The organism is Selenomonas sp. GACV-9 (assembly GCA_900116485.1).
In the GTDB taxonomy this organism is placed as follows: Bacteria; Bacillota; Negativicutes; order Selenomonadales; family Selenomonadaceae; genus Selenomonas_A; species Selenomonas_A ruminantium_G.
Map to the genome: position 1 here is coordinate 40,004 of FPAX01000008.1, position 12,752 is coordinate 52,755.

Below are 12,752 nucleotides of genomic sequence, written 5' to 3' on the forward strand. Positions count from 1 at the left end.
TTAACGATTGCGATATTTATCCGCCATGCTCTTGGCACTGTAGCCATCATCCGGGCCCTTGATGTCCTGGATCTTCATGCGCTGCGGCGTGACATCCTTAGGCTCCTGACGCATATTGAGATCGCGCATGTTGGAACGATAGACGTTCTCTTCCTTGCGGCCGCGGAACTTGTTCCAGAGCCATTTGATGACCATGATGGCAGCAAAGAGCAGGACTACGTTCATTACTACACCAAGGATATCCGCCAGCAGGCCGCCGCCCAGGCCGCCAAACATGCTAGCCAGCAGGCTGCCGAGCATCATACCGCCAGCCAGCAGGCCGATATTGCGCAGCGCACTGCCCCAACGGCTGCCGCTCTGCGTGTTGGTATTCCCGGCCGTATTGCTCTTGCTATTGGCTGCCGGGGCATTCTTATCGAGGCTCTTGGCATCCTTGGAGGGCTTGTAGCTCTCGCCATTGCCCGATACCGACTTGCTCTCATTCGAGCTCTTCGGAGCCGATGCCTTTGGAGCCGGAGCCTTCGGTGCGGATTTAGCGCCGCCGCCGAGCTTGGCACCGCCCTTGGCTGCATAAGCCACCGTTGCCATATCAGCCGTGACAGCTGCCACCATCGGCACTGCCGTTGCCACCATGAGACCGGCCATAACTGCCGCTGCTAATTTCTTCAACTTCATGTCAATAACTCTCCTTCAATATTATGATACTGCGGATTATTCTTCCTTATAAGATTTGATATCCTCAGGGAACGCATAGATCTCGCCGACCGTATCAAGCTCACCCGACAGATAGCGGTCGATGTCATCGACATCGATATAGAGCTTGCAGTCGATATCGAGATATCCCTGCTCCTGGCCCTGGGATAAATCGCGAATGGCCATAAGTTTTTCGCGGAGCTTCAAGAGCTCGCTGCGCGTGGCATGGACATCCAGCTTGATCTGCGGGATACCATACTGCTTGAGGACTTCGTCCATCGTCATACGTTGAGACATTTGAGGTTCATCCTTTCTTTTGACCTTTTGATGTTTATATCATAACAACAGCAGATGAAAATCTGCTGAGATTTTACGGATTCTTTGCCTTCATGCGGTCAAGGATCTGCTGCAGCTGTCGTTTCTGCCGCAGATGGGTTTCATAGTCCAGATCATTCGAGTCTACCCGCATCCGTTTCTCGATGCTGTCGATACTCTGCTGGATACGTGCCATTGCCTCGGTATTATCAGCCTTCATTTGTTTCTTCCCTTCATTATCTGCCTGCAGATACCAGTTTACAGGGTTCCTGCCGCCAGTTCAAGCAAAAACAGCCCGGGAAACCAAAATCCCGGACTGTCTGTCTCTGTTTACTCCGAAATCATCGTTGCTCTGATTGTGCCGGCATTGGCAGTCTGCTGGTGATGTTCCTCTCAGCTGTCTTGGCATTCGCGGCCACTTCTGCCGGTACCTGCAAGTCATCATCCTTTGTCAGCTTGCTGCCATGGAACCCGACTTCCAAGGTGCTGTTATTGGCGATAGCCAGCATTTCCCTTTCATCTTTGGCCGGATATTTGCCTTCTTTTATGAAAGCCGCAGCCACATTGCGCAGCTGTGCTGTCAGGTTCGCATGCATATCCGTCAGCATATGCTCTTTCTCATCGATTGTTATGGTATAGTCAATATCGCCAAGATTTGCCAGTACCTTCTTGAGCATATCGTTGACTGCTTTTTCATCCTTCTGTGCCTTCTTATCCTTTTTGTTTTTCTTCTCCTGCTTATCCAGTTCCATCAGCTTGACCAGATAGGGATAGACCTTCTTGCTATCCAGGGTGACAAGATAGCTCTGTTTGTCACCATCACGCTTCCCCAGCTGGACGGCCTTGGTGGCATCCATCAAATCAGCTGAAAAGGCCTGATCCACAGCTTCATCGATGCGCTTTTGCGGCTCAGTCTTTTTCGTCACGGTCTTTTCCCAGCTCTTATCGGGCTTTTGCAGATAAAAGACAAGCTCTTTGTCCGTCTCCTGCATGTAGTAATCGCCCGTCACCGTCGACGGCTGTGCCCCTGGCATAGTCGTCTCGATCTTCATGGATCCCTTCGCGGCTAGCTGCGGTTCAGCCTTAAAACTGAACGTTCCCTTATAGCAGACGCTGACTAGCGGCGAGGATAGATCCATATCAAAGGTCAGCAGCCCCTGATTGAAATCCACCAAACTTGCCAAGTCCTTACTGAGCTGCTGCTCCGCTGCCACAGCCGGAACTGCCTGCTCCACAGCCGGTTCAGCTGCCAGCGCCTGCCCGCCAAAGGTCAATGACAACGCCAGAGCCGCTGCCGCCCAAAATCTTTTTCCTCTCATCATCCTGCCTTGCCTCCTTTATCCTGCTTTCATCAAGCGCAATTTTCCTGACAACTCTATAGAAGATAATTCGACATTTCTTCCCGAATACCTACATCATGCTATAATAAAATTATCCATATCTTTCCTGCGAGGTGATACGATTTGAAAACGCATATCAGCAAACGTCATTTCTATGAAACAATCCGTGAAACCGACATCCATACAGCCAGCGAGCTAAAACAACGCAACAGCCGCTATACCATCCTGCGCACCATTTCCTTTCTCGCGATGGTCTTTGCCTTTGCTGCCGGCTACGATGGCTATCCCGCCGGAAATATCCTCGGCCTGCTGCTGCTCGGCTTTTTCCTGCTGCTCGTCCACCGCCACAACCAGCTGCACCAGAAGCAGCAGCTGCTAGACAGCCATCTTGCCGCTACCTCTGCCTGCATCGACCGCTTCAGCGACAAATGGAAAGCCTTCCCCGATACAGGCGCGCAGTTCCTGCATCCTGACCGGCCACAAGAAACGGATCTCCATATCTTCGGCCCTGCCTCCCTCTATCAATACCTTTCCTGCGCCCGCACCCAGCGCGGCCGATCACGCCTTGCCGCAGCCCTTACCACCACGCCGCCTGCGCGCACGAAGATCCTGGCCCGCCAGCAGGCTGTGGCAGAGCTTATCGAGCATCCGCGCTTCTGCTTGAACCTCATAGCCCGGGCTGCCATGCTAAAAAGCGGCCATGACACGACAGGCTTGCTCGCTGAGATCGAGCAGGACCCACCTCATGGCAGCCACTCCATCGTACGCTACCACACAGCCTGGATTCTCCCGGCCATAACCATCATCAGCCTGCTGCTTGCAGCCTTCGATGCGCTGGACTGGACGATTCCTGGTCTGCTGACGCTGCTGCAGCTGCTGCTCACGACGATATTCCATCGCCACAACCAGGAGGTTCTCGCACCACTTGCAGATCTCACACACGAACTGCATCATTATGAGTCACTGTTCTACGAACTCGAGCAGGCTGATTTCACAAGCACTACACTCGTCGGCCTGCAGCAGCGACTGCGCGATGGCGGCGCGAGCCGCAGCCTGCGCCGGCTCGCCAAGCTGGCTGACTGCGTCGCCCTGAGCCGCAACTTCTTTTTCTTCGTTCTCGCCAACACCCTGCTGCTATGGGATTGCCATATGGCTGTATTCCTTACTCGATGGCGCGACGATGCCGCCGTGAACCTGCGCGAATGGATTGACATCTGGTCCGAAATGGAGACCTTGCTGTCGCTGGCAACGGTTGGCCATACGCGGGAGACCTGGGTGTTTCCGCAGCTTTCCACCGGCACGCCGGCACTGCAGGCCCGCAATCTAAGGGCCCTGCTTATTGCCGAGGAAAGAGCCGTGCCCAACGATGCTGACTTTACCGCAGGCACACGCATCATTACAGGCTCAAACATGAGCGGCAAGACCACCTATATGCGCACACTGGCCAGCTCTGCCGTACTAGCCTACGCAGGTGCGCCTGTCTGTGCGGAAAGATTCTCGCTGACACCTCTCCATATCTTCACCTCCATCCAGGTCAACGACGATCTGTCCCAGGGAATCTCTACCTTTTATGCTGAGCTCCTGCGCATCAAGCAGATGGTCGAGTTCAGCCACCAGGAGCAGCCCATGCTGATCTGCATCGACGAGATCTTCAAGGGCACCAACTCCGCCGACCGCATCATCGGCGCCCAGGAGGCCATCCGCCATCTGACCCGCGCCTGGTGCATCACGCTTGTCACCACCCATGACTTCGAACTTTGCGATCTGACCTCGCCCAATGAGATACCTGTAACAAATTGTCATTTTGAAGAATACTATGAAGATGACAAGATACGATTCGACTACAAGCTGAAACCTGGCCGCTGCCAGACGACCAATGCCCAGTATCTGCTGCGCATGGCCGGCATCATCACGAGTGAACGCGCTGCAGAAAACTGAATTCATCCCAAACACGAAAAAATGCGAACTTGCCGCGATATGACGGCGGGTTCGCATTTTTTTAGAAAAAAAGCAAGACAAATGTCCACAGATGTGCTAATATAGTTATTGTCTTAATTTCGTATATCATTGTATATTCTCAAGAGACACTTCCTGTTATTCTATGCATTCAAGGAGGACATTTCTATGGAATCATTCATCCCTGTACTCAATGCCATCGACTCCTTCATGTGGGGGCCACCGCTGATCACACTGCTGGTCGGCACGGGCATCTATCTGACGATCCGCCTGCAGCTGCTGCAGGTCTTCCGCCTGCCTAAAGCTCTCGGCCTTATCTTCAAGGCCAAGAACCACGGTGAAGGCGATGTATCGAGCTTCAAAGCCCTCTGTGTCGCCCTTGCAGCTACGGTCGGTACTGGCAATATCGTCGGCGTCGCCACGGCTGTTAAGGTCGGCGGCCCGGGCGCCATCTTCTGGATGTGGATGGCTGCTTTCTTCGGCATGGCTACGAAATACGCCGAGGGTCTGCTCGCCGTCAAGTATCGCAGCACGGATGAAAAGGGTGAGATTGCCGGTGGCCCGATGTTCTACATCCGCAACGGCATGGGCGAAAAATATAAACCGCTGGCCACCTTCTTCGCCGTCGCTACGATCCTTGTCGCCTATCTCGGCATCGGTACCTTCCCGCAGGTCAACGCTATCGTCGACAGTGTCAACATCTCCTTCGGTGTCTCCAAACTCGCCACGGATGTCCTGCTGACGGTTCTCATCGCAGCCATCACCCTTGGCGGCCTGCAGAGCATCGCCAAAGTTGCCTCGAAAATCATCCCGTTCATGGCTGTCATGTATATCGTCATCAGTCTCGGCCTTATCATCATCCATCTTGATGCTGTTCCGGCTGCTGTTTCCCTGATTCTCGAAAGTGCCTTCACTGGCTCTGCTGCTGCTGGTGGTTTTGCCGGCTCCACGATCATGATGGCCATGCAGAATGGTATCGCCCGCGGCGTATTCTCCAATGAGTCCGGTCTCGGCTCCGCGCCGATTGCCGCTGCTGCGGCCAAGACGAAACACCCGGCTGAGCAGGGTCTCATATCGATGACGGGTACGTTCATCGATACGATCATCATCTGCACCATGACGGGCCTGGCCCTCGTCCTCACGGGCGTATGGCAGGGCGACGCCGCTGGTGCTGCTATGACCAGTGCTGCCTTCGCCAGTGTCTACGGTGTCGTCGGCAGCCAGCTCCTGACGATTGCCCTGGCACTGTTCGCCTTCACGACGATTCTCGGCTGGAACTACTACGGCGAGCGTGCTTGCATCTACCTTATGGGTACGAAAGGCGTCCTGCCGTACCGCCTGCTCTTCATCGCACTGATTGCCTCAGGTGCCTTCCTCAAGCTTGAGGCCATCTGGATACTCGCCGATATCGTCAATGGTCTCATGGCCATCCCGAACCTTATCGCCCTTATCGCCCTCTCTGGCGTAGTCGTCGCTGAGACGAAGAGCTACCTCGCCGAAGAAGACGCTAAAAAAAACGCGCAGGAAGCCATTAATTAAGCTGCCTGCATAGGATATGCCAAAAAGCCGCCCGTCTGCGACGCCTGCAGACGGGCGGCTTTTGTTTACATCTTTACAAACACACTGCTTAGCCATACAATAGTAAGCATACACGTATACATAGAAAGAGGGCTTTTCATGTCTGACAGACCATTACCACTTGCCAAGTCCCGCCGTGATGTCTTTTTCGAGGGCATCCACGACGGCATCCCGATAGCCTTGGGCTATTTCGTTGTTTCCTTTACGCTGGGCATCGCCGCGCGCAATGCTGGCCTTACCCCATTCCAGGGCTTCCTGGCCAGTTTCTTCAACAACGCCTCAGCTGGCGAATATGCGGCCTTTACCGTCATTGCTGCCGACGCACCGTATCTTGAGATGGCCATCATCACCCTCGTGGCTAATGCGCGCTATATGCTGATGAGCTGTGTCGTCAGCCAGAAGTTTGGAGCCGATACGCCGCTCATCCACCGCGTCCTCGTCGGCTTTGACATTACTGACGAAATATTTGGCATCACGATTGCCCGCAAGGGACCACTCAATCCCTTCTATAATTATGGTGCTATGGCTGTTGCCCTGCCCGGCTGGTCAGTCGGTACAGCCCTCGGCGTCATCGCTGGCAACCTGCTGCCGCTGCAAGCCGTCAGCGCCCTGTCTGTCGCCCTGTTTGGCATGTTCCTCTGGGTCATTATCCCGACCGCCCGTGACAACCATATCGTCGGCGGCCTCGTACTGGCCAGCTTCATCGCCAGCTTTGCCTGCGCCAACCTGCCCTGCCTTATGGAGCTTTCCGCTGGCACCCGCACGATTATCCTGACGCTGGTGATTGCGGGTCTTGGCGCAGCCTTCTTCCCATTGAAAGACAAGGAGGATTGCAGCCATGCAGCATGATATCTACATGTACCTCCTCATCATGAGCGCTGTGACCCTTGCCATCCGCATCATACCGCTGACGCTCATCCGCAAACAGATAAAGAACCGCTTCCTGCGTTCCTTCCTATTCTATGTGCCTTATGTGACCCTTGCCGTCATGACATTTCCAGCCATCATGGAGGCCACGCAGACACCAGTCTCCGGCCTTATGGCCCTTATCGCCGGCATCGCCCTTGCCTGGTACGGCGCCAGCCTGTTCAAAGTCTCAGCCGCCTGCTGTATCGTCGTGTTCCTCGCAGAGCTAATACTTGCATGAAAATAGAGCCTCTCCTTACAGCTTAGGAGAGGCTCTCTCTGTTTGTCACTGCTATCCCCAGTAATGACAAGCTTTATGCAATCTGATATACACGTGCATCGCAGTAGGTCTTCCAGTAACGTACTGCATCGGCGTAGGATAATACGTAGCGATCTTCCACCTCGCTGCGCCCGAGCTTGATGTCATAGCAACACTTGGCGAACGCGATTGGTTCACGATGAGCAGCTTCACGAATGATTTCCTGCAGCGTATCCTCAATGAACGCCGTTCGTGATTTCCAGGCTGCCTTCTCTTTCAGGTTATACCGTCCAGTCTTGAACTTGAATAGCTTGTTTGTTGTGTTGTTGACTGCCACAACCATTTATTTCTCCTCCTGCGCAACAATAAATATAAATAACGATTATACTCTTCTTTCCCCTAATAAACGTATAGTCCATGCATGGTGATATTTTACCCCATAAGTCCTAAATAGTAAAGGTAGAATATCACAGTTTTTTGTGCATTCATAGTAAAAATTTACAATCTCTCTTTTTCCGGGAAAAATATTGCCAAAACAGCTTTATCCTGCGGCTTGCCGATATAGGCCCCCACCAGGAAGAACAGCAAGGACACCGTGATACCAATCGTGATCTGATGCAGGCCCATGACCTTGAACCCCATCCCCTGTGTCAAGCAGTAAGCAACCGTACCGCCGCCCATGGACAGGATTGCGCCGAGTTTATTGGCCCGACGCCAGAACAGGCCAAGCAGTAACGTCCAGAAGAACGCCGTCTCCAAACCGCCAAAAGCAAACATGTTGATGATCCAGATAAGGCTTGGCGGCGTCAGGGCAATGCAGAACACCACCACACCAATCACAGCAGTGGCTACCATTGAGAGCATACGCAGCCTGCCTGCCGATGGTTCGATGCCACGTTTGGCCTGATGATGCAGATAAACGTCCTTGATAATGGCCGAAGACGCCACGATCAAAAGGCCCGAAATCGTCGAGATCGAGGCCGCCAGCGGGCCGATGATGGCAAAGCCCACCAAGGCCTGCGGCATAGCCGTGACGATTGTCTTCGGGATGATATAGTCGACGCCACCATAGCTCTGCAAGCTGTCTGTCAGCACTCCATGGGCCAGGATTCCCGTGAAGTTGATGCCGATATTCATGAATCCGACAACGACTGTACCGATAAGCATCGCATGATGCAGACTCTTCGTGTCCTTATAGCTGATGCCGCGCACCACCGACTGCGGCAGGGCAATCGTACAGATACCGACAAGGATCCACTGGGTAAGATAAAGGCCGACAGGCATATGCCCCGCCGACAGCGGCTCGAGCATCTCAGGATGATTGGCATGGATACTCGCCATGATATTGCTATAGCCACCACCTGCCTGCAGGACATAGTAGAGCAGCAGCACGATACCGATCATCATCATGACCGCACAACAGGTATCCGTAAGCGCCACGGCACGGAAACCGCCGATACTCGTGTAGATGACAACGACAAGGCCGAACAGCAGCAGTCCCATCTCATAGCTGTAGCCCGTGACCGTCGCAAAGAGTTTCGCGCCGCCGACGAACTGCGCCGTCATCGTCGCGCAGAAGAACAGCACGATGATAAAGGCTGCCATGCTCGCCAGACCATCCGACTGGAAACGCTCGCGGATGATGTCAACGACCGTCACCGCATCAAACTTGCGCGACAGCAGGGCCACCCGCTTGCCGAAGATTCCCAGCACCAAAAAGATTGCCGTAACCTGCACGACTGCCATATAGATCCAGCCAAAGCCGATCTGCCAGGCCATGCCTGGGCCGCCAACGAATGAGCTCACCGAGCTGTAGGTCGCTACCGTCGTCATCGCCAGTACAAAACCGCCGAGGTCGTGACTGCCGATGAAATATTGCTGCACGAAATTATTGGCAAACCCTCTGGCCTGCGCACGGCGCACATAAAAGCCGATGCCAACCATTACGGCCATGAATATCAATAAGGGCAGCAAGGCTGCCGGATTGCCATTATTCATCGCGGCCAGCCCCCTTCCCGTCCTCAAGATCCATATCCCGGAATACGAATACCGTCAGCAGCTTTACCAGCACAATAGCAAAGAACCAGACACCGATGCTCGAGGTCACTGCCCAAAGCGGCAGGCCGAAAATCTCGCCTTCGACACCTGCCAGCCCAAAGCCCGCAACTATCCAGAACACAATAAGAACCAGCAGAGCTGCCCCGGTCCAACCGGCTTCACGGCATATCTGCTGGTATTTTTCAAACTCAGACATATAATAATCCCCTTTCTGTACAGTCGCACCATCCTGTGCGTACCGTCGTACAAAATAGTGTACCGCAGAAAGAGGATTTTATCAATCTTATTTGATGGAGTTGAGACGATCAGCCAACGTCTGCGCCGCTTCATCGCCTGCGGTGCAGGTCATGATGGGCTGTGCTCCCATCATAACCGTGTTGCCATTCGTCGTGACACCGGCTTTATTATGGCCATTATGATACGCAGCCGCCAGATTGCCCATGACAAAATACGAGCGCTCTTTCGCGCTCATGCCGCCAGCTGGTGCCGGCGTAACGAATTTCTTGCCATTGACATAGACCACGCCGTCCTTATCCGTGACATGCTTGCCGCTGTAAGCCGTCAGCTTCTTCGCGTAATTGTCGCGGCGGGCAGCATGGTTCGGATGGTCAGACGGGTTGAACCAGAGAGCTGCACCGCTCTGACTGTTATTGCCGAGCTTGTCGATGACGCGCTGCCAGATAGCAGCACAGGCCCCTGGATTATAATTGGAATGCGTCATGTATTCCCAGGAAAGGTTGTCCGCCTCCCACTCGTTGCTCTTAGTCGCATGTACGACGCCATTCTTGAGCGCCATCCCCGCTACCATATCGGTAAGGTCCGTTCCCCCAGCCACCGATGAGGCCACAGATGCCAACAGCTGCTTGTCCAACGTCTTTACCATGCCATTCGCTGCATGGGATTTCTGCCCATGGCCCATCTCGTGGCCGACAATGACAGCCAGCTCATCATCGCAGGAAATGTAGTCGAAGGCACCATGATTGACACTCATGACATGCCCTAAACCACAGAAGGCGTTGAATGAGTCGTCCGGATTCAGGTAATAATAGTAGGGATGCTTGTCGATCGAGGCATCCACCGCGCGGACTGCAGCCGTCATATTCTGCATCATATTTTCCAGACGCCAGTTCAGATTCTCATTATAGTCAACGCCGGTCTTGTTGCGCCAATCGTTATACATCACCTGCCGGCCATTTGGGTCGTTGTCCAGATAATCCGTCTGCTGCTTAATCTGCGAACGCAGCTGCGCATATTTCACCCCCGTCACGACGATGCTGCCGATATCGTTGATATTGCTGAGCGAAAAAGCCTCTGCCGTTGCCGGCGGAGCGATTGCCAGCTCACCACCCACCAAAGAGGCACTGAGCAGCATAGCAGCGGCAGCTTTGCGCGATATTTTTTTGAATTCCACTGAAAATCCCTCCAAATCAACCAAGAATTGTTATCATCCTCCTCGATTATACTTATATAGACTGACTATTTCAACCATAATCAGATAATTCTCACAAAACTTTAACCATGATAAAAGCCTCCCTTAATTTTATCAGCAAAATCAAAGGAGGCTGTTCGTTATTTATATCAGTCTACCGCCTGGAAAGCCTGATCAAGATCATAGATGATATCGTCGATATGCTCTGTACCAATGGACAGACGAACCGTTGCCGGCGTAATACCCGAGGCAGCAAGCTCCTGCTCATTCATCTGGCTGTGCGTCGTCGAGGCCGGATGGATGACGAGGGACTTGACATCGGCCACATTGGCCAGCAGGCTGAATACCTTCAGATGGTCAACGAACGTCTTGGCTTCCTCAGCACCGCCAGCAATCTCGAACGTGAAGATCGAGATACCGCCATGGGGGAAGTATTTCTTATAGAGCTCATGATCCGGGTGGTTGGCCACAGCCGGATGATTTACCTTGGCGACCTTCGGATTTTTCTCCAGGTACTCAACTACCTTGAGCGCATTTTCCACATGGCGCTCGACGCGCAGCGACAGAGTCTCTGTCCCCTGCAGCAGCAGGAAGGCATTGAACGGTGAGATAGCAGCGCCCTCATCACGCAGGATCAGTGCACGAATGTAGGTAACGAATGCCACCGGGCCCAGTGCCTCATAGAAACTTACCCCATGATAGCTCTCATTCGGCTCCACGAGCTGCGGGAACTTGCCTGATGCCTTCCAGTCGAACTTGCCGCTTTCGACGATAACACCGCCCAACGTCGTGCCATGGCCGCCGATGAATTTCGTTGCCGAATGGACGACGATATCAGCGCCATACTCGAACGGACGCAGCTGATACGGCGTCGCAAAGGTGCTGTCGACTACCAGCGGCAGGCCATGCTTATGAGCGATAGCCGCTACTGCCTCGATATCGATGAGGTTGGCATTCGGATTGCCAATGGACTCAATGTAGACAGCGCGGGTATTTTCCTGGATTGCATCCTCGAATACCTGCACGCCCTGCGTCGGATCCACAAACGTCGTCTCCACACCACGGCTCGGGAACGTATGAGCAAAGAGATTATAGGTGCCGCCATAGATTGTCGTGGCTGCTACGATATGCTGGCCATGATGCACGAGTGCCTCCAGCGCATAGGTAACAGCCGCTGCACCCGAGGCTACCGCCAGAGCTGCTGAGCCGCCCTCCAGAGCTGCAATGCGTTTCTCAAATACATCCTCCGTCGGATTCGTCAGGCGGCCATAGATGTTGCCACCCTTCTTCAGCGCAAAACGATCAGCTGCATCCTCGCAGTCGCTGAACACGTAAGACGTCGTCTGATAGATTGGAACAGCACGGGCATCAGTTGCGGGGTCAGCCTGCTCCTGGCCAACATGGAGCTGCAGGGTCTCAAACTTGTATTTTCTCTCTTCACTCATGACGATTACCTCTTTTCGAAAGTTTTAGGTTTTGTAAACATATCTGATTAATATGTTTACATTATATCTGTAACATTGTTAAGTGTCAATACTTTTTGTAAAAAAAAGACAGGCTTTTGCGCTTATTGTGCCAAAGCCTGTCTTCTCTCATCTTATATTCGTTTTCCAATTCCAGACACGATCATGGACCCTTGCCCGCCGCAGGCTTTCATCCATGGCCTCGCCAGCCAGCCGTCTTACCTCACCATAGGGCATATACTCATCATCATACCGGCGCGAGGAGCGTTTCTTGAACACCTCATCAGTATAGCGGTCATAGCCGACAATCCGTATCGAAACGTAGCTATGCAGCATTTGCCCGCGATCCCAGTTCCAGCTCATATAGGTGTACTGCTCGTAGCCTGCCACTATCGGAATCACGACGAGGTCTGCCTGTAATTTCTCGGCCAGCGGTCTTGCCATATCCTTGAAGTCCGGCTTGCCGCCTAGTTCCGTTGCTACCTCTTTCAAGGCCTTCAGGCAGTCCGCCTCAGGAATGAATTCCACCGCCTGCAGCGTCTCATTGAGCGGCACATGCAAACTATGATCGACCTGCCGTTCCAAACGTTCCAATACCTGTTGTTCCGGCTGATTGTAGCAGGTTACCTGTATCGGCAGCTGAGCCACCCGTAAAGGAACCCGTTCTGCCGCACTCGCAGTCACAGATACCATCATCACCAAAGCAAACAACAACAAAACAACCCTACGCAATGAAATCTCCTCCCCTCACGCAA

The 12,752-nt window shown here is 53.4% G+C and carries 14 protein-coding genes; 4 read left to right on the forward strand and 10 right to left on the reverse strand.

Annotated features, from left to right (window positions below; genetic code table 11):
• From BM322_RS08250 to BM322_RS08265, 4 genes are all read right to left on the reverse strand, one after another.
• Positions 1–675: a hypothetical protein gene (locus tag BM322_RS08250; protein ID WP_075429542.1), complete on the reverse strand. Its 675-nt coding sequence runs from the start codon at positions 673–675 to the stop codon at positions 1–3.
• A gap of 36 nt (positions 676–711) precedes the next feature.
• Positions 712–990 carry a hypothetical protein gene (locus tag BM322_RS08255; protein ID WP_075429544.1) on the reverse strand — a complete coding sequence of 93 codons (279 nt, stop codon included), beginning with the start codon at positions 988–990 and terminating at the stop codon, positions 712–714.
• 73 nt (positions 991–1,063) lie between these two features.
• Entirely contained in the window at positions 1,064–1,228 is a 165-nt protein-coding gene (locus BM322_RS08260) for an aminoglycoside phosphotransferase (protein ID WP_075429545.1), read from the reverse strand.
• Between the two features lie 121 nt (positions 1,229–1,349).
• Positions 1,350–2,330, reverse strand: a complete 981-nt coding sequence (locus tag BM322_RS08265) for a hypothetical protein (protein ID WP_075429547.1) — start codon at positions 2,328–2,330, stop codon at positions 1,350–1,352.
• 141 nt (positions 2,331–2,471) lie between these two features.
• On the opposite strand from BM322_RS08265, the gene BM322_RS08270 reads away from it, so the two are divergent.
• From BM322_RS08270 to BM322_RS08285, 4 genes are all read left to right on the forward strand, one after another.
• The gene (locus tag BM322_RS08270) at positions 2,472–4,286 is read left to right on the forward strand and encodes a MutS-related protein (protein ID WP_143102212.1); all 1,815 of its coding nucleotides are present in this window, start codon (positions 2,472–2,474) and stop codon (positions 4,284–4,286) included.
• Between the two features lie 186 nt (positions 4,287–4,472).
• Positions 4,473–5,843, forward strand: coding sequence for a sodium:alanine symporter family protein (locus BM322_RS08275; RefSeq protein ID WP_075429549.1), 1,371 nt, complete (start codon positions 4,473–4,475; stop codon positions 5,841–5,843).
• Between the two features lie 138 nt (positions 5,844–5,981).
• Positions 5,982–6,731: an AzlC family ABC transporter permease gene (locus BM322_RS08280; RefSeq protein ID WP_075429551.1), complete on the forward strand. Its 750-nt coding sequence runs from the start codon at positions 5,982–5,984 to the stop codon at positions 6,729–6,731.
• The gene (locus tag BM322_RS08285; RefSeq protein ID WP_075429553.1) at positions 6,721–7,029 is read left to right on the forward strand and encodes an AzlD domain-containing protein; all 309 of its coding nucleotides are present in this window, start codon (positions 6,721–6,723) and stop codon (positions 7,027–7,029) included. The genes BM322_RS08280 and BM322_RS08285 overlap by 11 nt, the downstream gene beginning before the upstream one ends.
• A 73-nt stretch (positions 7,030–7,102) precedes the next feature.
• On the opposite strand, the gene BM322_RS08290 is transcribed toward BM322_RS08285, so the two are convergent.
• From BM322_RS08290 to BM322_RS08315, 6 genes are all read right to left on the reverse strand, one after another.
• Positions 7,103–7,390: a hypothetical protein gene (locus BM322_RS08290; RefSeq protein WP_075429555.1), complete on the reverse strand. Its 288-nt coding sequence runs from the start codon at positions 7,388–7,390 to the stop codon at positions 7,103–7,105.
• A 155-nt stretch (positions 7,391–7,545) separates the two neighbouring features.
• The gene (panF, locus tag BM322_RS08295) at positions 7,546–9,045 is read right to left on the reverse strand and encodes a sodium/pantothenate symporter (protein WP_075429558.1); all 1,500 of its coding nucleotides are present in this window, start codon (positions 9,043–9,045) and stop codon (positions 7,546–7,548) included.
• Positions 9,038–9,301 (reverse strand): YhdT family protein, encoded by a 264-nt coding sequence (locus tag BM322_RS08300; protein ID WP_075429560.1) that lies wholly within the window; start codon positions 9,299–9,301, stop codon positions 9,038–9,040. The genes panF and BM322_RS08300 overlap by 8 nt, the downstream gene beginning before the upstream one ends.
• Before the next feature lie 87 nt (positions 9,302–9,388).
• The gene (locus tag BM322_RS08305) at positions 9,389–10,516 is read right to left on the reverse strand and encodes a M48 family metallopeptidase (RefSeq protein WP_318254573.1); all 1,128 of its coding nucleotides are present in this window, start codon (positions 10,514–10,516) and stop codon (positions 9,389–9,391) included.
• Positions 10,517–10,683: 167 nt separating this feature from the next.
• On the reverse strand, positions 10,684–11,979 hold the full coding sequence (locus BM322_RS08310) for an O-acetylhomoserine aminocarboxypropyltransferase/cysteine synthase family protein (RefSeq protein WP_075429562.1): 1,296 nt from the start codon (positions 11,977–11,979) through the stop codon (positions 10,684–10,686).
• 147 nt (positions 11,980–12,126) lie between these two features.
• Positions 12,127–12,729 carry a hypothetical protein gene (locus BM322_RS08315; protein WP_143102213.1) on the reverse strand — a complete coding sequence of 201 codons (603 nt, stop codon included), beginning with the start codon at positions 12,727–12,729 and terminating at the stop codon, positions 12,127–12,129.
• Positions 12,730–12,752 lie beyond the last annotated feature (23 nt).